At 48.6% G+C, this 21,281-nt stretch carries 15 protein-coding genes; 7 read left to right on the plus strand and 8 right to left on the minus strand.

Features of this window, described 5'->3' with window-relative positions; genetic code table 11:
* Positions 1-399: 399 nt before the first annotated feature.
* Positions 400-1,173, plus strand: coding sequence for a 1-(5-phosphoribosyl)-5-[(5-phosphoribosylamino)methylideneamino]imidazole-4-carboxamide isomerase (hisA, locus tag ACR6Z4_RS02580; protein WP_479715645.1), 774 nt, complete (start codon positions 400-402; stop codon positions 1,171-1,173).
* Between the two features lie 173 nt (positions 1,174-1,346).
* Here the strand turns inward: hisA and ACR6Z4_RS02585 are convergent, their stop codons facing one another.
* Positions 1,347-2,627, minus strand: coding sequence for an aminotransferase class I/II-fold pyridoxal phosphate-dependent enzyme (locus ACR6Z4_RS02585; protein WP_479715646.1), 1,281 nt, complete (start codon positions 2,625-2,627; stop codon positions 1,347-1,349).
* Positions 2,628-2,865: 238 nt separating this feature from the next.
* Positions 2,866-4,038 (minus strand): aromatic ring-hydroxylating dioxygenase subunit alpha, encoded by a 1,173-nt coding sequence (locus ACR6Z4_RS02590; protein WP_479715647.1) that lies wholly within the window; start codon positions 4,036-4,038, stop codon positions 2,866-2,868.
* A gap of 671 nt (positions 4,039-4,709) precedes the next feature.
* Here ACR6Z4_RS02590 and ACR6Z4_RS02595 point away from each other — a divergent pair.
* On the plus strand, positions 4,710-5,945 hold the full coding sequence (locus ACR6Z4_RS02595) for an MFS transporter (protein ID WP_479715648.1): 1,236 nt from the start codon (positions 4,710-4,712) through the stop codon (positions 5,943-5,945).
* A gap of 186 nt (positions 5,946-6,131) precedes the next feature.
* Here ACR6Z4_RS02595 and ACR6Z4_RS02600 read toward each other — a convergent pair whose 3' ends face one another.
* From ACR6Z4_RS02600 to ACR6Z4_RS02620, 5 genes are all read right to left on the minus strand, one after another.
* Positions 6,132-6,884 carry an aspartyl/asparaginyl beta-hydroxylase domain-containing protein gene (locus tag ACR6Z4_RS02600; RefSeq protein WP_479715649.1) on the minus strand — a complete coding sequence of 251 codons (753 nt, stop codon included), beginning with the start codon at positions 6,882-6,884 and terminating at the stop codon, positions 6,132-6,134.
* A 165-nt stretch (positions 6,885-7,049) separates the two neighbouring features.
* On the minus strand, positions 7,050-7,274 hold the full coding sequence (locus ACR6Z4_RS02605; RefSeq protein ID WP_479715650.1) for a hypothetical protein: 225 nt from the start codon (positions 7,272-7,274) through the stop codon (positions 7,050-7,052).
* Between the two features lie 33 nt (positions 7,275-7,307).
* Positions 7,308-7,892, minus strand: coding sequence for a DUF4231 domain-containing protein (locus ACR6Z4_RS02610; protein ID WP_479715651.1), 585 nt, complete (start codon positions 7,890-7,892; stop codon positions 7,308-7,310).
* Between the two features lie 249 nt (positions 7,893-8,141).
* Complete coding sequence (locus tag ACR6Z4_RS02615) at positions 8,142-15,377, minus strand: CmcI family methyltransferase (RefSeq protein WP_479715652.1); 7,236 nt, start codon at positions 15,375-15,377, stop codon at positions 8,142-8,144.
* Positions 15,378-15,707: 330 nt separating this feature from the next.
* Positions 15,708-16,031, minus strand: coding sequence for a tetratricopeptide repeat protein (locus ACR6Z4_RS02620; protein ID WP_479715653.1), 324 nt, complete (start codon positions 16,029-16,031; stop codon positions 15,708-15,710).
* Positions 16,032-16,721: 690 nt separating this feature from the next.
* On the opposite strand from ACR6Z4_RS02620, the gene ACR6Z4_RS02625 reads away from it, so the two are divergent.
* From ACR6Z4_RS02625 to cysW, 5 genes are all read left to right on the plus strand, one after another.
* A complete protein-coding gene (locus ACR6Z4_RS02625) occupies positions 16,722-17,804 on the plus strand; it encodes a sulfate ABC transporter substrate-binding protein (RefSeq protein WP_479715654.1) in 1,083 nt (360 codons plus the stop codon).
* 33 nt (positions 17,805-17,837) lie between these two features.
* Positions 17,838-18,068: a hypothetical protein gene (locus ACR6Z4_RS02630; protein WP_479715655.1), complete on the plus strand. Its 231-nt coding sequence runs from the start codon at positions 17,838-17,840 to the stop codon at positions 18,066-18,068.
* Positions 18,069-18,209: 141 nt separating this feature from the next.
* The gene (locus ACR6Z4_RS02635) at positions 18,210-18,488 is read left to right on the plus strand and encodes a hypothetical protein (RefSeq protein WP_479715656.1); all 279 of its coding nucleotides are present in this window, start codon (positions 18,210-18,212) and stop codon (positions 18,486-18,488) included.
* Between the two features lie 116 nt (positions 18,489-18,604).
* Positions 18,605-19,459, plus strand: coding sequence for a sulfate ABC transporter permease subunit CysT (gene cysT, locus ACR6Z4_RS02640; RefSeq protein ID WP_479715657.1), 855 nt, complete (start codon positions 18,605-18,607; stop codon positions 19,457-19,459).
* A complete protein-coding gene (gene cysW / locus ACR6Z4_RS02645) occupies positions 19,449-20,333 on the plus strand; it encodes a sulfate ABC transporter permease subunit CysW (protein WP_479715658.1) in 885 nt (294 codons plus the stop codon). Before cysT ends, cysW begins: the two co-directional genes overlap by 11 nt.
* Before the next feature lie 292 nt (positions 20,334-20,625).
* Here cysW and ACR6Z4_RS02650 read toward each other — a convergent pair whose 3' ends face one another.
* Complete coding sequence (locus tag ACR6Z4_RS02650; RefSeq protein WP_479715659.1) at positions 20,626-21,075, minus strand: CAAD domain-containing protein; 450 nt, start codon at positions 21,073-21,075, stop codon at positions 20,626-20,628.
* Positions 21,076-21,281 lie beyond the last annotated feature (206 nt).

Below are 21,281 nucleotides of genomic sequence, written 5' to 3' on the forward strand. Positions count from 1 at the left end.
TCCTAAGGTGAGGAACTGATTCTCATCACGGTTTGGATAGGCTCTTATTCAATATAAAGGGATTGCTGGGTCTGAGAATGGTTTTGCCTGGGAAACCTTCGGTTTTCTAGACAAAACTATTCCCGTATAGCAATCCTATTTGATTTGCGAAAATGATCAGTTGTGAAAGCGCCCGCCCTTCGGGCGGGCGCTTTCACAACTGACTCAGGATCACGATATCGGGCAATGCGCCATATCCTGTTTCATTGTGCTGTAGATGGAGATTGCCTGCGCTTGATTTTGCGACTGCTGCCAATTTGCTCAATCGTGCTCAATAGATTTGGTTCGAGTCGATAGTATATTGTTGTTTCTAGAAATGCAGCGTTTTGGGCAGATTTTTTTAAGTTTGGATGCGGAATTATGGAAATTATCCCAGCAATTGATTTGCTTGGCGGGCAGTGTGTGCGTCTATATCAGGGCGATTATCAGCGATCGCAGGTATTTGACGAAAATCCGGTCGCTGTTGCCCAGCAGTGGGTCGAGCAGGGAGCAACACGGCTGCATCTGGTCGATTTAGACGGTGCTAAAGCTGGACACCCGGTTAACCAATCGGTCATTGCCGCGATTACCCAGGCTGTCAATGTGCCCGTTCAGGTTGGGGGTGGGTTACGCGATCGCCAGAGTGTAGCAGAGTTGATCAGCCTGGGGGTGCAACGAGTGATTTTGGGCACCGTCGCGGTCGAAAAACCTGATCTGGTTGAAACGCTCTGTCAAGAATTTCCGGGACAGATTGTTGTGGGCATTGATGCTCGCAACGGCAAGGTCGCCACACGGGGATGGCTAGAAAATTCTGAAGTAGAGGCGATCGCCCTGGCGCAGCACATGGCAGGGTTGGGGGTGAGCAGCATCATTTACACCGATATCCATCGCGATGGCACCCTCCAGGGTCCCAATCAAGAGGCACTGCGAGAACTGGCTGAAGCGATTTCTATACCCGTGATTGCCTCCGGGGGAGTGAGTTCGGTTCGAGATTTGCTCAATCTATTGGCACTCGAAGCGATCGGTGTGACTGGGGCGATTGTCGGGCGGGCACTTTATACGGGGGAAGTCTCCTTAAAAGAAGCTAACAGAGCCGTAGGGCAGGGACGCTGGCAAGATGTTCCTACTGATCTGGGCTCCTCTAGTTTTGCCTGAGGATCAGGGATTCAAGAAAACCCAATTCTGTTGGAGAGAGGGACAGCGAAGCCGTCACTCTTGCTATAAATACGACTGTTCGCATTGGGTTTGAATCTCAAATAGGGCAGATACGTTTTGAGAGCCGCGCGTTCCGCGCGGCTCTCAAAACACATCTGCTTTATAGCCAGCTTTTACGCACTAATGGTGGATTTATACATAACATCCCGTGCGGTGACCAAGCCCTCGACCAGATGATCGATCTCTTCGCGAGTATGAATGGCATTAGCCGTGATCCGAATTCGAGGCTTGGCGATAAACCAAATGGGAGAAACCCAGATGCCATGGTCTTTCATCAAGATTCTGGCAAACACCTTCGGATTAATTTCGGGGGGCAAAATCACGGGGATGACGTTGGTTTCACCGATCGCTTCAAAATCATGATCGGCTAACCGCGATCGCAAATAGCGCGTATTTTCATGCAAGCGCCGCACTAACTCTGGGTGTTGACGCACTTGACGAATACTCTCTAGCGCTGCTGCCGTGGTTGGAGGAGGTAGAGAAATCGTCCCAATCGACGATGGCGACACATTGAGCAGAGGTTTGAGTTCGGCAACGTGGGTACTAATCGCAGCCCCAGCAGATGCCGCAAACTTAGAGAAGGTGGTCATGATCAACGGCACCACTCCTCGTTCGATGGCATGTTGAGGCAAGATGCCAAAGTGCTCATAGATGCCGCGTCCGGTTGCACCCAGCGCACCGCTGGCATGGGCTTCATCCATCACCAAGACACTGCCTTCATAGTTTTGCAGGATGTCGATCATCGCTGGCAACGGCGCAATATCACCATCCATGGAAAACACCGCATCAGAGACCACCATAATCCGGTCGTCTGGTCGGGCATAGCGCTGAAGTTTGCGGGTCAAATCTTCCATGTCACAGTGGCGATAGGCGCGCACCCGTACCCGTGGGCTATGACCGAATAATTTACCAGAGCGAGTTCCGGCATTGGCGATCGCCGAGACAATGCAACCGTGATTCAAAACATCCGTCAAGATCAAGGTTTCTCGGGTATGTTGGAACCCTGGAACCGGGATGGCTAGATGACAGAAAGCATCCATCAACGCCTGCATCGCCATCCAAGCATTCAAAAACAACTGGGTATGAGACAGATGTTTGAATTGCGAAATTTCATCTTCTAACTGTCGATGCAGGTCGATCCGACCACTGAGCACCGAGCAAGAACTGTTAGACGTGCCATATTGCAGAATTGAATCAATTGCAGCTTGCTGTACTGCCTTATTTTGCACTAATCCCAAAACGTCATTTGTGCAAAATGTCAGCGCAGTACGCCTGTCACCAGTTGCAGCATCTTCAATATCAACTAAATTGCCTTGCTTGCCATGGCAAATATATTCGTCTGGGTCAAGCCCACTTTCATACCAGCGCTGAACGTACTCTTTAACAACTTGCACAGTAAACTCCCCTCACCTTAACTTAGACCGCTTAATGTCTCCAAACATATTATGCTCGTGTGACTTGACCGCAGATTGGCTCTGATGTTCTCCAGCAGGGGCTAAAATCAGCTGTCCAGCATTGGCGCTGTGCTATCGAACGAAGTTGCCATTAACATTCAACTAAAAAATCAGAGATCTGCTCAGACCATTGACATCGGAGGATGCAACTCAATCTGAAAGCCATTGTCAACAAAATTTATGCAACTGAGCTTTCTGACCTCTGTTCAACCTGAGCCGAAGTCATAGCGTCAGGTGCTGTCACAGATCCTTTAATATTTCCATTCTGAGAATTTCCATTTTTATGACTCTGTGAATGACTAGATTGTTGCACAAATTGCTCGTACTGCCGGACGATTAACCGCTGGAGTGCAATGATAGCAGGGTTAACTTCAACATACCGACGTTGTGGATTCGCTTTATAGGTTCTTTGTTCACTTTCCATCATGTCAACATCTTGTTCTAAGAACGGCATGAACAGAAAACGAAGAATAAGTGGCACTATCAATGGCTTCAATAGCGACAAGATTCGTTTCGGCAAACGCACCTGATTAAGGAACAACAACGAGAACGAACGGGTTTCATGAGGTCCTACCGGAAGGCGCATGAGATATAGCGACGAGACTCCTTCCAGCGTGCTGTGGTAATGAGGATATTGGTAATGCACTGAAACCGTTCGCGTGGTTATACCATTGTCTTGGGAGCTGAGCCCCAAAACCTTTGTCAGCCATCCTTGATAGTGAACCCGGTAATCTGCCTTGACGGAAGACTCTGATTCTCGAAGTTTGAGCAGCAATGGGTCGAACCAACCTTGCAGGTTTTTGTGGAGAAAGCCGTGAAACACGTCCATCGTGTTCTCGTTGCAGATGGAGAAATGGGCGTTAAACAGACCTGTAATCGGAATCATCAAACAATTTGGGTTGGAATACTCAGGCACTTCGGGCAGTGGGCACGTCTCCGCCAGCGCTGGATCTCCTGGAAAAATCCAAACAATCCCATACTGTTCTTGAGCGGGGTAGCTGCGTGCCTGGGCACAAGGTAGTTTTTGATCGGGTGGGAAATAAGGGATATTAACACATTGGCCGGTGCTATCAAACTCCCAACCATGATAGGGGCAAACTAGCCTGTCACCCTCTACCTGACCTTTATGCAATTCAATGCCTTTGTGGGGGCAGGCATTTTCCATTGCATAGACAAGCCCGTCTGCACTGCGATAGAGTGCGATCGCCTGCTGCCAAACTGTAACTTGGATAACAGTTCCAGGTTTCAATGTGTTGGCCCAGGCGGCAGGATACCAGTAATTGGGATTAATTCCTACTTCACGAACTTTATTTTGAATCGTCTGCCCTGTCAGGGTGATCGCCAATTCCATGTGCTTTGCTCTTACCTCTTAACTAGCGAGTTAACTTAATTGACCTTACGCATGAGAGCTACAGAACAGAAAACCTGACCAGCAAATCTCACGGGGGGCAGGAAGACGCGTTAGTACTTTCTACCTAATGCATCTATGCACTCAACGTCTTGATCACAATGTTACTTTCTTTACAAAATTGTGAGATTGTAATTGAGTGATTACAACTTAATACTATTTAACGGGAACATAAATTATTAAGCCTTTGATACCCCCATAAGTCAATCCATCTTTCGCCCGAGAGTCCGTCATCCAAAACTACTGACGTCACCAGAACTAGTGTTGCAGAGTCTAAATTTTGCAATGTAGGGGGTGGAGGCGTTGCCTCCACGCAGGGGGTCTACCCCTGCACCCCGGTGCAAAATTTTGGGTTGAGTCTACTAGTGTTCCAAACCTAAATTTTGCAATGTGGGTTTGGGGGCGTAGCCTCCTCAAGGGGGCTACGCCCCCAAACCCACCTTCAAAACGTTTAATTTGGCGTACTAGATTATCGATCGATTCTGAGTTTTTAATCTACCAACTCATGGGTGTAGACATGGGGTGACTAGGGACACAGTTTGTAACTGTCCTATTTGGGCTGACTCTGGGAAAATCGATCCCTTATCCTAAAAAATATTCATCCATTTTTTTTTATGTTGCCTGCTGGCGAGACTTGTTCGGAATCTACTCATTCATTACAGACTCATTTACTGTCGTCTCAAAAACGAACCCGCATCTTTTTTATTCTGCTAGCGGCTGGTTGCTTAACCACGATGACGGGGGGAATTGTTTCTCCAGTTTTGCCAGAGATGGTGCAAGAACTTGACTTTGATCCGCGCTGGGCGGGGATGTTGGTGAGTGCCCATGCTCTGGCGATCGCCGTCTTTACACCCATTATGGGTATTGTGGCAGATCGAGTCGGCAAGTTGAAGGTAATGATTCCCTGTCTCTTCCTGTATGCCTTTTTTGGGATTTTGGGTGCCTTTATTCCGCAACTGGGGCTGCTCATCGTTGTCCGGGCATTGTTGGGAGTGACCAGCGGCGGCATTGCGGCTGCCAGTATTGGGTTGCTGAGTAATGTTTATGATGGAGACGAGCGATCGCGAATTTTGGGCTATGCCACTAGCGCCATGACTACTGCCAGCATTTTAATTCCCCTGGTAGGTGGCTGGGTTGGGCAAACCCATTGGCAACATTCATTTTACTTGTATGGGTTAGGCGTTCCGTTAGCCATCATTGCGACGCTGGGGTTGGACGAATCGCAGAATCGTCAGTCATCCATGGTAGCGGGCGAGCAGAAAGATCAACTGCTGAAAGCGATTCGCCATCCCAAAATTGCCGGTCTTTATTTTTTACTAGCTGCTGCCGCCTTAATTGTCTATGCCGTCGTCATCTATACGCCAATGTACCTGAAAGCGGTCATTGCTGCGGGACCTGAACTGAATGGCTTAGTCTTAGCCACTCGCGGCATGGGAGCGGTGATTGTCTCTGCGTTACTGGCAACGCGGGTTGCTAAGCTATTGGGACCTCGACAGGCGATCGCCCTTGGCTTTGTCTTGATGTCGCTCACGGTTGGCACCATTCCCTTTTTGACCCAGTTGCGATTGATCATTCCAACGGCTGTTCTATTCGGTGCTGGGTTTGGATTGATCACCCCCAATGCTTACAACACGTTGGCAACCTTATCGCCTCCCGATATTCGCGCCAGTGTCCTGGCGATCGGAACAGGGTTCAATTCCTTGGGGCAATTTATCTCGCCTCTGATTTTGGGGCATTTTCTTGATAAACACGCCGTGTATGGCGGTCTACCCATTGTCCTCTGGGTCACAGCGGCGATCGCACTAACTACAGCCGGTCTGAGTTTGACCCTGGCAAGAAATTCATCATGATGAAAAGAGTTGAGGTTGCGTGCCCGAAGGACACGCAACCTCAACTCTTTAATGAACTCTTTCTGGAACACGGGATAGTAGAGCCACAATAGACCAATATCCAGGATTCATGTAATGATTTTTTGTGGCGCGGGCGACGCCCGCGCCACAAAAAATCATTATTGTTTTAGGACTACCCCAGGCAGATTATTTCAGGTAGGCTTCAAATTGTTTTTCCCAGTTTTCGTGATTCGTCCGAGCCACCTGGACAATGGGTGATGCTGCAATCAGATTACTCACCAGCCAGTTGACCAGCGAGAGCGGAAACCGTAGCGGTCTGGCAATGTCGAGAAATAACACCACCCGATAGCCATCGGTGTCGTTCCAGACTTCGTGGAGAAAGGTGTCGTCAAAAATTAAACTTTTACCTTCTTCCCAATAGCGGATCTGATCGTCCACTCGAATTCGACATTTTTCTCTGGGTTCAGGGACTTTGAGCCCCAAGTGATAGCGAATGATGCCCTTATGCTTGCCGTAGTGTTCAGGGATGTGTTTACCTGGAGCCAAGATGGAGAAGAAGGCAACCTTTAATCCTGGAATTTTTTTCAGCAATTTGACGGTTTCAGGACAACGCTCACAATTTTTCTTAGCCTGAAACCCAAACGCATAGAAAAAGTACGTTTTCCACAAATTATCGCCAGCAATTTTTTTCTGACGCGGGGAAATTTCATCGAAATTGGGCAAACTGTCCGCATATTCCATCACCTGATCTAACTCCTGCCGGATCAGGTGCCAATTTGCCTCAAGTTCGTAAGACCAAGGAAATTGATCATTCGTGAAAAATACGGAATTGCCGACTTTAGAGTACTTGGCAACCAGTGCATCAATGCGTTGCATGGTTTCCTGACTCGGTGCAAATTTTTCCAGTTTTTTGAAAACCGGATTCATTAAAGCGTTCATTTCACTCCTTTTGCTCAGTCCAGATGCAGAAAAATATTGTAAAGGACTGCCCACACAAACGTGTTGTATACGTGGCAGACAGCCATCTGTCACAGGCTAGAAAGCCCAACAGGAGTGAAGGTCAGTACCTTCTCGACACCGCTGGCGATGGTCTAGATCTGTAGTTTAGCCTGTCCAATGGCTAGCCCAGTAAGCTCCCAGTCCTGACCCAATCCATCCCATTCCAACCATGAGAAGTAATGCCGCGATCGCCCGACCTAATCCGGCTCCGATCGCGCCTGCGGGAGGTGGCTCTGTTTGGCGATCGTCCAGCCAAACTATGAATTCGTACCCATAAGCACCGGCGATCGCCATTGCCACTGCCCCAACGATTGCGCCGATTGGAATCAAAAGTAGAAGCTCATTTGTCTAGATGTTTTGATATTAACTTTGTTGCTTTTGCTGGTCTTCTGCTTTTGCGATTTGAGTCACGTAAACTTCCACGTCACGGGCAATGATTTCTTCTATCTGATCCGCAAAAATGGTAAATGCTTCATTGTGGCTCTTGTAGGAGCGATAGGAACCGCATAGTTGAGAAAACTGCCAGCCTTGCGCTTTGAGTGATTCGACAGTGCGACGATAGTGATACCAGCGATCGCCATAATGAAAAAACTCTTCCACTGCTGTGCTGACAGCTACCACACTGCTCAATGCGATGGTCATTCCTTTGAATATGCGACGGCTCATAAGATTCCATCCTGGATCTATCCCAACCAGAACGGGTACCAGTACGCCCAAAATAATAGCAGTCAACCGCAATTGATAATGGCGATCGCGACAATGGGCTGCCTGTTTTTCCATCCATAGCACCTGGTCTAACCACCGCGATCGCATGAATTGGGTTTGGCGAGCATCTAGCCCCATCGTGTCAAACAATTGATTGAAATCTTTCTTTAAAAACTCAGGGTAAGTATCGGGCTGTTGCTGAGAATCTACCGTGAGTTGGGGATCTGAATTTGTCTGAGCCATAGAGATGATGGGGGATAGCTGCCGACCGTTTGATAGAAGGGAATGATTTAGATGCAGTAGACACCATTAAAAGTGTTACAACGGGGTACAGGGATGGAATCCCTATGTGGGGGCGTAGCCCCACCCCCGTGTTGCAAAATTTGGTGTTTGCAACAGTAGTGTTTCAAATCTAGTGTCAATGTTTTGGAAGGCTCGCTCTGCGAGCCTTCCAAAACATTGACACTAGATCTAGAGCATCACCGATTCAGGTTAGGAATCGTGGTTAGAAGTAGTTGCTAACATCGGTAGCTGGTCTGCTCCAGACGTAGCGATCGCGTCTTGATCATCATGATTCATTACGAGTCGAGCTGCAACACAGGATAACAAATCTTGCCATTTCGAACGTTCCAGCCATCCGACCAGCGAAATTTCAGGGCCTTCCCCGTCTAACTCAATTTCTTCTTCAGTCAGCAGATGCATTAATGCACCCGAGATCAGGAGATCGGCTTCAGCATCATTCATGCGATTGATATTAATCAGCAAGGTGATTTGATCACTATGGGGTGAGGTTAAAACAGCCCGTAGCAGGGTTAATAAATCCTGGAACAAGTCTGCTTCTGCTTGTTGCCAATCGGGGAACGCAATCCAGTTGATTTGGCGCAGTTTAAACTGCTTGCGCATGGCGGTTTGAGGATAATTTTGGAAGATTTGTTCAAACACAGCCCCCATCTTGGCGGAGTAACTGGCACTGTCTAGAAATGAAGGATTTGCCATCATTCCTTGCCGAATGCGATCGCGCATATGGTGTCTGAGGTTCGAATCCGTCCCAAGGGCGATCGCCTGGTTAATATAGTCAGCTTCATTTTCTGTAACCAGTTCAGGAATCTGAAGTTCTCGCAGAAATGCAGCTCCCATTCCCCCTCGGAATGAATGTCCGTCTAATGTCAAACTGGGTAATCCAATAGCAAGCGGATCAACCAACGATGTCACACCTGCAAAGGGAAACGAATCCAAATAGATGTCTGCCAATGCCAGCCGAGCTTTAACATCTGCCAGGTTAGGCACTGGATCCAGAATTAATACCCGATCGTCTTTAATGCCGTGTTGTGCCAGAGTATTCATCATCCGCTCTCGGAAAAGCCTTGCGGAGTAAGACATTGCCCAGTTTTGATTGAACGGATAAAGCATTAATTTGGCATGGGGTACAGCCTCTAAAATCTTTACCCAGGCTTGCTCTAATTCAGGAATAACTTTGTAGAAGTTGGCACCTGATGCATACACAATCTCGTGGTCTTTAATGCCTAAACTATGGCGACTGGGAGCTATTGTTGCCACTGGGTTCGCGTCTGAGCCAAAGTCATAACAGTGAGCGGGTCCCTCGATCAACATCAATGTTTCAGTATAGTGTTGGGGTGCATCATCGGGTTCTGTCAGTTGCCCTGAAATGTAATAGTCCATATGGCGCAACCCGGTCGTCACGCACGAACACACGCTGGTCGCTTGAACGCGTGCCAGACGATAGGATGCTAGCAACGTCACATCGCTGCACCCTGTGGTGACGTTAGACGCCACCAGAAGAATGTCTAAATCGGCAGCCCGAACTGTTTTGACCCGATTGACTAACCCTTGAGGTAACGCCACAACAGATGAAGCAAAGCTATAGCAATGCTTTTCCATTGCCGTGTCATGTTGATATAGCATGAACAACGTGACATCAAATTTTTCCGGATCGAGGTGCTTGAAGGTTGGTAAGGTGGCGTAAGTTTCGGTAAGAGAGCTAAAGTGGGTTGCCAGAATGCCTAACCGAATCTTTGAGCGATCGCCTGCTCGTTCAGGCAGCACATAGTCTACTTCAACATCGGTGTGATGGAGGGCAAATTCAATAATTTCACCCCGTTTGATATACAAATCACGCCAATTTTTGGTTGTGAAGTATAACGGCAATAGACACGCTTTAAATGCAGGCTTTGTTACAAATGTCAGAGCCGCATCAATGCACAGGGCTGAGTTCGGCTGACAAAGAATTTGCTGATGCAAGTAGTCGATCCACCGCTCTAAATACTTGCAGTGGCGATCGACCTGCCCTACCGTTTGAAAAATCTGGGGTGCAACGACGCGATACTGCATATAATCCGACAGCAACCATTTGGGTACTGCCATCAAATCAAAGGGCACCGTTAGTTCATAAGGATAGGCATACAACGTCAGAGCTAACCAGTGCTGTATCCCACCGGGAATGGCGACCCCTTCATTCAAAAAGGCAATTGTTTCATCGCGAAATTGGCGTTCTGATTCGGTCAGGGGTTCATCACGTAGCCCACTGCTCAACAATAGTTGGTGTGCCTGTCCCAGTGGACTATCATAAATGGCTTCTAATTCATCTTCCAGCAATTCTAACCAGTGTTCTGCCAAATGCTTGCGCACCCGCCGTAATTGACCGATGGCTAACAAGGCTGTGTTGGGCTGTTGACACTGTTGAATAACGTCTTCTAACTGCTTCAACGATTCTAAGCCAACCGATTCCAGGGCTGCAAATCCCTGAAGTGTTGCCTCGGCATGACGAACTGCATCCGCTCCAAAGTAATCGGGATGAAAGTCTACCAGTTTGGCATAGAGCTTGGCGCGCTTGTCTTCCACCCGATCAAGCATTGAACCTTGTAGTTTGCGGTAATTCACCACAACATCTCTGGTGCCCACAAAAGGAATCTGGTGAATATGGCAGTTAACCCAAAATTCCCAGTCTTCGTAGCCGTCGATGCCCTGCTTGTAGCCTTCCACGGTTTGCCAAACCGATTTGGGATACAACGAACAAGGATGCAACATATTTAGTTCTTTGATTCTTTCTGGAGAATACAAATCAGCGCTGATGATCTGTCGATCATCCTGTCCAAACATTCTGTAAGAACCAAAAGCGACACAGGCTTGCTCTTGTTCTAGACAAATGGCTAATAGTTTGGCGATCGCATCTTCAACCAGTATGTCGTCACCATCTAACGGCAAAATGTAATCTCCCTCAGCCACCTGAATGCCAGCATTGCGGGTGTCTGCGGGTCCACCATTGGCTTTATTGATCAGGCGAATGCGGCGTTCGGGATGGGCTGCAATTATTTCTTCAGCAATCTGTTTGCTGGTATCGGTGCTGCCATCATTAATGATGATGATCTCCCAATTGTCATAGGTTTGAGCAAACACACTGGCAACCGTCTCTTGAAGATAGGCTGATTGGTTGTAGCAGGGTATGACAACTGAAACCAGCGGATTGAGTTTGAGTTTAGATGGGGATTGAGGTTGAGCCGTGGGTTGAGCCGTGGGTGTCTGGACACTTGGACTGTGACCCAGCAGAGTTTCGACTTTTAATAATCCCGGCATCAGTTTTAAGGCTGCCTGTCCTGCTTGTCTGGCTAAGCCGATATCACCGAACCGTTCAGCCGTTTTTGCCAGGTGCCACAGCGTTTGAAAATGATTGCTGTCTTGGTCAAACGAATCAGATTTGCGGAACCAGACACCACTATGATCAATGCCACGTAAATCAAACGAAAGCTGATGCTGTCGCTCAAATTCTTGAATCGCTTGCTTGCAACCATCCCAAAAAAGGTAGTCATCAATCTGGATGGCACCCTGCCCATTCACCTGGTGGTAGAGATTGTTAAAGATATCTAGCGTCGATTGATACCAATCGGCATCGGCATGTAAGAAAGCAATTTCACCGATTTCAGCCCGATAACTGGGCAATGTATCAGCAAATAGTCCAGCACCCGGAATCACCAGATCTCTGACATGAAGGGCTTCACAGATCACCTCCAGGTTTACATCGAGCGGGGCACTCAGACTACCTGCCACCCAGGGTGTTTCTTCCACAGGAATGCCTCGCAGCCGGTCGGCAGCGGTCGGTTCGGGCATGCCAGCGAAGGTATCAAAGGCATAGAGTTTTCGGGGGCGCAAGCTATAGCGCTGAATCAATGTTGCCAATAATGCTGTTGAGCCACCTCGCCAAGTACCGCATTCCACAAAATTGCCGGGAATGTCGTCTAAACAGGTTTGTTTGGCAAGGGCATACAACGATAGCAGACGTGGTTCTTCGAGTAGAGTATAGGGCTGAATCACAGCATACAACTCGTCAAATTCGCGGCGATCGCTGATCAATAATTTTTCAGCAGAACCTGCCCACACCTGATGCTGTACGCTGTTGGCAATGTCTCCTTGCTGCCAATACAGGTGGCTGAGGGTGCGATGGGCGATCGCAGACGCAGGATTCATCGTTAAGATTTGCTGGTAAATGGCGATCGCTGGTTCAACTGCTCCTTGGGCAATGAATGCTCTGCCCTGTTGCAACCATCCGCGTAAAGTCTCTTTATCAAACGGGACAGTAACAGGCAACCCATCGGGCACAACCGTTGCATCGACATAACGACACAGTTGCGTCAGTAAGGTATCTGTTTGAGCGCTAGACTGAGGCTCTGAAGTAGCTTCAACCTCAGAAGGAATGGGTGTCTCCTTCACCTTTTTCAAGTAGCCATTGGTATTCCAGGTATGGTTGTAGCCAAAGAAATCGCAGTAGTTGCTATCAATCTCATAGTCGTCGCTATGAGCGTCCAGGAATTCCTTTAGCCCTTGATGGGGACCACTGTTATAGTCCTCATCCTGAAATAGGTCTGAAATAATGCCATCTTCGATAACGATGTATTCATCTGACTTGAGATAGGGATGGAAAAAATTTAGGATGTGATGGGTGGTTTCATAGGCATGGTCAGCATCATCAATTACCAACCAGGGACGAGGCAACTGATTGAGAAAATCAGCGGTTAATGTTTCTGCTAATGCTCGTCCATTTCCTGCCATAAAGGTGACACGAGGATGCAGCAGCCCTTTGACCTGAACAATATCGATGGAGTAAACATGCCCATCAATGCCAAAGTTGTTTAGCATATCGCCCATCCACAGGGCACTGCCCCCATCTTTAGAACCAATTTCAATGATGGTGCGAGGTTTCAGGTTCCATAGCAGCATGGGATAAATTGCCAGATCAAAGGGATTTTTGATCATCGGCACGCCCCGATAGCTGTAGTTTAGAGAGGCTCGATGCAACGACAACATCGTATCGCGGGGGAGTGCTGTATTCCAGGTGCGGTCTGCGGTTGGAATGGGGCTGACATTCGAGGTAAACAGAGCATTCGTCAGCTTCTCAACTTGCTCTCTGGCTTGGGCATGGTTGGGATTGGCAGCTAATTCTGCTTGAGCTGCCGCCAAGCCTTCGCGATGTCGCCCAACTTCACAGAGCAGTACCGAGTGCAGATAGTGCAGTTCGGGCACGAACACACCCATTTCAAGGGCTTGTTCAGATAGCCGCAATGCCTCGACTGGATCGCTGTTATTGAAGCTGGCAACCGCCTGTCGCATCAAGTCTCGCACGTGATCGGCGATCGCTTCTGGAGGTTGGGAAGAGGAGGGGAGGGGAGAGGGGGGGGATTGGGGAGAGGGGGAAGAAGGGGAAGGGGGGGAAGATGAGGGAGTGCGGGGGGTGGAGAGTCCGCTGACGGTGTAGTACGTCAGATGGGATGGCAGTTGCCAGTTAATGCTGGGGTCGGGTTGGTGCTGAACGGGTTGAACATTGCCACGCCATGCTACGCCCATAATTTGCATGGTTTGGTACACCATGGTATTCCAGCCCCGTTGCCGCAGATAGTCTAATCCCTGGGCTACATCGGGAGATGCCAGGTCATGGAAGAGAATCAACGCATCGGGTTCAGCCAGAGTTTCACAGGCGATCGCATCTTGTAGGGGACCCGGAGCGTCATGATTCCCGTCAATAAAGATCAACGACCACTTGCGCTGATGCTGGGTTGCCAGTTGCTCAACAGCTTGGGGACTATAACCGGGTAACAAATTGACGGAGTCTAAGACACCTGCCGTCTTTAAAGAACTGGTGACACTGTCATAAAATTCCACCCTGCCCAGCATCGGATCGATCACATCCAGTTTCACACCCGCCAGGGCTAGATGGCAGGCAGACCATCCCAACCAGCAGCCAATTTCTAACGCCCGCTGACCCTGAAACTGAAGGGCACTGTTGTAGAGAATGTGGGCTTCGTCACGGCTGAGAAACCCGACCATCTGCCAGCGTTCATCCACATACCAATTGTGCGGAATGTCTCGTCGCAAATATTGCCAGAGGCACGTTGCTGGATCGCCAACTATTTTATGGGGAAAGGCGGCGTCAGGGTTTACCCGTTTCATCCCCGGAGAAACATAATCGCGCTCCGGAAAATTGACCGTTGACGATGAGGTTGCCCCAGCATGGTTAGGGGTGGGGCTGGAAGAAGGAGGCTGGTGAGTAGGTTGCAAAGCGTGTTCCAGTACCTGAAGGGTTTCTTCCACCATACGACTTTGTTGGAACATCGTGTCTGCCCGTTGCTTGGCTGCCTGCCCAATTTTCTGTCTCAGTTCGGCATCGTCAGCCCACGCTTGAATCGTGCTCACCAGTTGGTCGATCGCAGCTTGTGAATCTTTCTTGGGGTTGGGTAAAATCTGACCCGTATCGCCCATCTCTTCTGGAATACCGCTGACTGCCGAGGCGATCACCGGCGTTCCTTTTGCCATTGCCTCCATGATAGACAGTGGCATTCCTTCTAATTCTGACGGCAAAATAAAGATATCAGCAGCATCATGCCAGTCTGCAATATCCCAGCGATGGCCTAAAAGCTTGACATGGTCATCCATGGATTCGGCAGCGATCGCCTCTTGCAACCATTGCTTCAGTTGCCCATCCCCTGCCCAGACAAAATAGAGCTTTGACCAGATAGGCGTCTCCATCAATTGAAGGATCGCATCTAACTGGTACTGAAACCCTTTAATTGCCTCTAACCGAGCCGTTGTCAGGCAAACAATGCCATCTTCGGGAATCCCTTGTTCTTGACGCAAGCGATCGCGCACGTCTGGATTACGGGGTGCAAAAAATCGCTCTGGTCTGCCGTAGTGGATGACGCGTCCTTTGTTTGCGGGAAGGTGAAATAGATCGCGTAGTAATTGCAAGTTGTCTTGCGAAACAGCGATCACCTCGCGCGCATACTCATACTGCCGTCCTAACATTTCTAAATAGACAGACGGATCAACCCCCATGCCAAAATGCTGCGCCAGATACGGTGCTACAAATCCAATCACCGAGACGAAGGGAATGCCCAAATGCAGAGCGACTTGCTTAGCGGCAAAATTGGAAATTGGGCAAGCATCGCTAAACAAAATTAAGTCGGGCTGGAGTCGAGACAAAATGCCCTGAGCATCGGCAGTATTGGTAAACGTGCGACCAAACTCTTTAACAGGATCGAAATCAAGCCATTCGTGCTGAACGCCCCGTTGTTTTTGTTCATCCACCAGCGGATTGGTATTGACACCCTGAACACTCGTTACCCGATATCCGTGCTCTACCAGACCTAAGAGAATGCTGTGATTGTATTGGGCGACGCCTCCAATACCAGGATCATCGGTGTAAAGCAGGATGTGTTGAGTCATAAACGGGGTCGGGAATGGGGGTTAAGAAAAAGGTTTAGGATTTATAGCGCTTCGCGCTGGGTTCGAACTAAGGCGATTTCCAGAAAAGGTATACCAACGAATCGTAAGGGCGAAGTATTCGAACCATGATTTTTCGCCATTTACCAGGGATTATCTAACGAATGCTTTGCCCTCATAGGGATAACATCGTTCTCAGAAATCTCCTCCATGATTTTTTGCAAGCCATGTCGTGTACACACCTCTTGAACGAGAAGTTACCATCCTGCTCGATCTCCCTAAATCCCCGTCATGAGATTTAGGGGGAACTGAAACAGGCTGCTATTCCCTATCTTATTCAGATCGTTCAGACGTGCGATCGCTGACTTGCTGTTTTACAGCACCGAGTTGCACGACATAGTCAGGGCGATCGGGATAAAGTTCAATCAGTTTCTCTAAGGGTGCGATCGCGGCAGCGGGATCATTCATCTGGATACGCGTATTCGCCAACCCTTCTAGAGCCGTTTGGTTATCGGGTTCTCGGTCTAATACAGCTTCATATCCGGTGGCTTGAGCCTCTAACGTATTGTTTTCTTCTGCGGGGGCGGTAGTTACCGTGGGCTGACCCGCATTGGTATAAAGCGCCAGCGTACTGGCACCCAGAGACCCCGTAAACATAAGCCCTGAAAACAAGATAAAAATACGTTGTTTCAACTGGCCTTTTGACGCTTTCTGAACCATGACGATTTTCCCTATGCAACGGTGAACAGCAAGAGATTCAAGATGAATCAGTTGCTAGCGGATGACCTTAGCTTGCCCACTCCGAGGAATGCAGTGATCAGGGGGGCGTCCTATAGCGCTACCGATTTAGAAAAAAGAAGAGGCAGAAACATCCGGAGAAGACAGTGCTAGTTTTGGGCGTGAATTTGAGGGTGAACCCTTCGGGTTCACCCTCAAATTCATCCCCGGATACTGAAATCTCTGCGGAGAAACGGGAGAAGCAATATCCATAGGGGAGGAGATGAATCCCCAGTGTTTTAGTGTAGATTTGCAGACCGCCCTTTTCATCAGTGTTTAGTCCGTTTTTTAGAACAATCAGTGAGAGATTAGGGGATTTATTGGGGTGCCGTAGATTTGGAGCGTGGTTCTAACGGGACGCTACTGAAATCGCTCAAAGCCAATAGAAGCAAGGCTTGCAACCTACAGACTTAGAATCTCCGTTCAGATTTAACAATAACTTTATCAAAATAAAGTACGGTTTATTGGTCAAGTTACTGTACTTTTCCCCTGAAGTGAGTTATCTTAATTCGACAAGGGGATAAATCCGGTTTCCCGACAGACTTACCGTAGATTTGAGAGGAGATATGAATGATTGGTAAATTTAGGCTAGGTTCATTAAAAAAATTCTTATCGCTATTTCTAGCCGGTGTGAGCTTAACGGTTGCGATCGCATCCTGCACGGCACCGTCATCGGATGGGGGTAGCTCGCCTCAGGCTTCAGCCTCCGCTCAACCCAAGTCGGTTGAACTGACGCTCGTCTCCTACGCCGTGACACAAGCCGCTTATGAAAAAATCATTCCTCAATTCATTGAAAAATGGAAAACTGAGCATAACCAGGAGGTTATTTTCAATCAGAGCTACGGCGGTTCTGGTTCCCAAGCGCGCGCCGTGATTGATGGACTGGAAGCCGATGTCCTGGCGCTGGCGCTGGCGCTCGATACCAAAAAAGTTGAAGATGCCGGGTTAATTGAAGCGGGCTGGGAAAGCGAAGCACCCAACGATGCGATCGCCTATAAGTCTGTTGCGGCACTGGTGACACGGGATGGCAACCCCAAAGGCGTCAGTGGTTGGTCAGACCTGTCGAAAGATGGACTGCAAATTATTACGGCTAACCCCAAAACCTCTGGAGGTGCCCGCTGGAACTTTATGGCACTGTGGGGTGCAATTACGCAAAAGGGTGGCGATGAGGCAGCGGCTTTAGACTACACCACCAAGGTGTATCAAGGTGTGCCTGTGTTGCCCAAAGATGCGCGGGAAGCTACCGATGTCTTCTTTAAGCAAGGTCAGGGAGATGTCTTAATTAACTACGAGAACGAAGTTCTTTTGGCGGGGTTGAATGGCGAAAAACTCCCGTATGTGGTTCCCACAGATGTCAATATTTCGATTGATAGCCCGATTGCGGTAGTCGATACCAATGTGGATAAGCACGGGACACGCGACGTCGCAGAAGCATTTGTGCAATTTTTGTTTACGCCCGAAGCACAACGAGAATTTGCCAACGTAGGGTTCCGGTCGATTGATGCTGCGATCGCAGAAGAATTTGCCGCGCAACATCCCAAAGTTGACAAGCTGTTTACCGTTCAAGACATGGGTGGTTGGGATACCGTGCAAACAAAATTCTTTGATGACGGTGCCATCTTTGACCAAATCCAGGCAAAGATTGGCAAGTAAGTTTTGATATTCATTCGCCATTCCAGTGATCCATTGATAGCCACTACACGTACTGGATCTGTAGCGATCGCCAACGGCTTAGCACAGGAGATGGGGCAGCCCCCTGATTGGACGCAACGCTTTATCCCCCTGTCATACGCTGAATGGCTAGCCCAGTCATACGTTGTCCGATTGGGCACGACTGGAGTGAGGCAGACACTATCCCATGCCAAAGGGGCAAAGCCGTTGCATGCACCACTCCAGACCCAGTTGCAAAATTTGTAATCCCAATCGTTCAAAAATTCAATTCTGCAAGGGGATTGAACAATAGGTGCCCTGACCGGGGCACACAGTTACACCCCCCCAGGTTGCAAACTATATGGTTTGCAACACCAGAACCCAACAACGAGGTTGCAAAGTAAGGCTATGGATTTTACACTCACCCTGCCCTTTACCCGCCAGCGCACACACTACCGAGTACATGACTATACTCAATGGATTCAAGGAGAAGAGTATATCTTAGACCCGGCACAGGAAGGCATTGGTTGCGACAAGCTATATATGACTAGCCAACGCAAAGGGATTAAGAACAACGACTATATTCTCCTAAAAACAGGAGAGTTTGTAGGGCGTTATGTGGTCGAACAAATTGACTATTATTGCGATCGCTCAGGCATGTGGATTGCCCTTTTAGCCTCTTGCTAACGGCATGAGCTGACATCGTATTCCCGTCAATCGGATCACCACAGGCATTAGGGCTGATGCAGTGCTACTGGAATGGCTGAAGCGAATCGGCATAGTTTTTGGAGCTTTAAAACACCATGACGACGTCTTCAGTGCAGCCAAAATCCGGCTGGAAGGGCTGGCTGCAAAAAATCACTCAATTATCTTTACCCTGGCGGGTGACGTGGGTTTATCTCGCCGTGATGTTATTTTTGCCCACCCTGGCGATGTTGCTCAAAGCCAGTACGCTGAGTCCCCCAGCCATCTGGAAAATAGCGACGGATCCCGTTGCCATGGCAACCTATAATGTCACCTTTTTTACGGCATTATTTGCCTCTCTGGTGAATGGATTGGCTGGAATTGCGATCGCCTGGGTTTTGGTTCGTTATCAGTTTTTTGGCAAGAAGATTTTAGATGCGGCAATCGATTTGCCCTTTGCCTTGCCAACCTCTGTCGCCGGACTGACGCTAGCAACGGTCTATAGCGACAATGGTTGGATCGGTTCTCTATTAGCGCCCTTTGGCATCAAAGTCGCCTTTACCCGATTGGGGGTTGGGGTTGCCATGATTTTTATCTCGCTCCCCTTTGTCGTGAGAACCGTACAGCCCGTTTTACAAGAAATAGAAGTGGAAATTGAAGAAGCTGCCTGGTGCCTTGGCGCATCGCGGTTTCAAACTTTCTGGCAGGTCGTGTTGCCTCCCCTCTTTCCGGCAGTGTTGACAGGGATTGCGCTAGGGTTTTCGCGCGCGGTCGGTGAATATGGCTCGATTGTGATTGTTGCGTCCAATATTCCATTTAAAGATTTGATCGCACCCGTCTTAGTATTTCAACGACTCGAACAGTATGACTATGCCGGAGCAACCGTAATTGGTTCGGTGATGTTGATTGTTTCGTTGGCTATTTTGCTCGCCATCAACCTACTACAAGCCTGGGGACGACGCTATGACTATTAATCGGACTCAGTTCAATTCTTCGGCACCTGATCCCACAACCATTCATCGTCCCTCTGCCAGTTGGACAGAGCATTTAGGAAAATATGCGTTGATTACAGGTGTGATCCTGTATCTGGGGCTGGTGTTATTTATTCCGGCACTCAATGTCTTTGTGCAGGCATTTAAGGGGGGTATCGGTGGATTTTTACACACCCTGACCGAGCGTAGCTTTCTGCATGCGGTGCAACTGACGTTGCTGATGGCGGCGATCGCTGTTCCGTTCAATACAGTGTTTGGTCTCTGTGCAGCCTGGGCGATCGCACGCCACAAATTTCCCGGTCGCACCTTACTGCTCAGCATCATTGATTTACCCTTCTCGATCTCACCCGTTGTCGCCGGACTGATGCTGGTTTTGTTATATGGGCGCAATGGCTGGTTTGGTTCTCTATTGGAACCTGCCAATATCAAAATCATCTTTGCCGTTCCGGGGATGGTGCTGGCAACAACCTTTGTCAGCTTGCCGTTTATTGCCCGTGAAGTGATCCCGGTGTTAGAAGAAGCTGGAGCCGACCAGGAAGAAGCTGCCCGAACCCTGGGCGCAAAAGATTGGCAAATTTTCTGGCGAGTTACCCTCCCAACCATTCGGTGGAGCCTGCTCTATGGATTGATTTTGACCAATGCCAGAGCCATGGGAGAATTTGGTGCTGTCTCCGTAGTGTCGGGTAATATTACGGGCAAAACTCAAACGCTGCCCTTATATGTCGAAGAAGCCTATAAACAATATCAAACCCAATCTTCCTATACAGCGGCTGTATTACTGGCTTGTTTAGCCGTTGTCACGTTGGTGTTGAAAGAGATTTTAGAACGCAAGACTCGCATCAAAGGCTTGCATTAAAGCTTGCACTGAAGGCGCAAGAACCGTCGCAGAGTGAAGTGGCTCCCACTCTGCGATTTTTTTGGATATAGCGCGTCGTGCCTGAATAAATTTCGGATGTTATAGCAATTGAAGGGTTAATTAGGACGGGGTGCAGGGGTGGAACCCCTGTCTGGGGGCGCAGCCCCCACACCCCACTATCCTAACCATCTACTCAATTGCTATAAGAGAGCCTCGCTTCGCGAGGCTCTTTCTTAACGCGTTGTACTTTACGCCATAGAGAATTGTGATAGGTGCTTACTATACAAATCCCTTATTTATGAGCGCCCTTGCCCAAAATTTGCTCTTTCAGCACATTGAAATCTTCCGCTAGCTCCTTACGGTTAGAGGCTCGTAACAGATAGCGATAAATGAACCAAGCAGAGTAGCCTAACCCAATCAATTCAAACGAAGGAGCCAACAGGGGAATATCGTTGACAGAATCTAGTAGAGCCAGGGTTAATTTGACGGCAATAATCGACCCGACGACCAAACCAATTGTAATGATGGGTCTCTTGTATTCGCCAAAAAAGTCGGACAGATAATCGGGCAGATCAGCCAGAACTTTTGAAGCTTTATCCATCATTTCCCGCCACTGCTCATTAGAGCCGGAGTCTGATGAAAATCGGGTCAGGGTTCCCGAATCTTCTGTACTGATATCAACTTTAATTTCATCAGCTGCAAAGTCTGATGCATTGGTCTCTTGTTTTACTTCAGGATCCATAGCTATACCTTGGAACGCTTTCAATTTAGAGTTTGTCTAGAGGTCGGTCTTGCTAACGACTATCCAAACACTCGCACAGAGTTTTGGATTTCAAATCACCCTCTGGTGTATTTGAATATAACGATCATTCTTTAGATGACGAATGGGGTGTAGGGTGGAAATCCCTACCTGGGGGTTCTATCCCCGACCCGTTTCACAAATGATTT

Source organism: Calyptranema fuscum S582 (assembly GCF_055793305.1).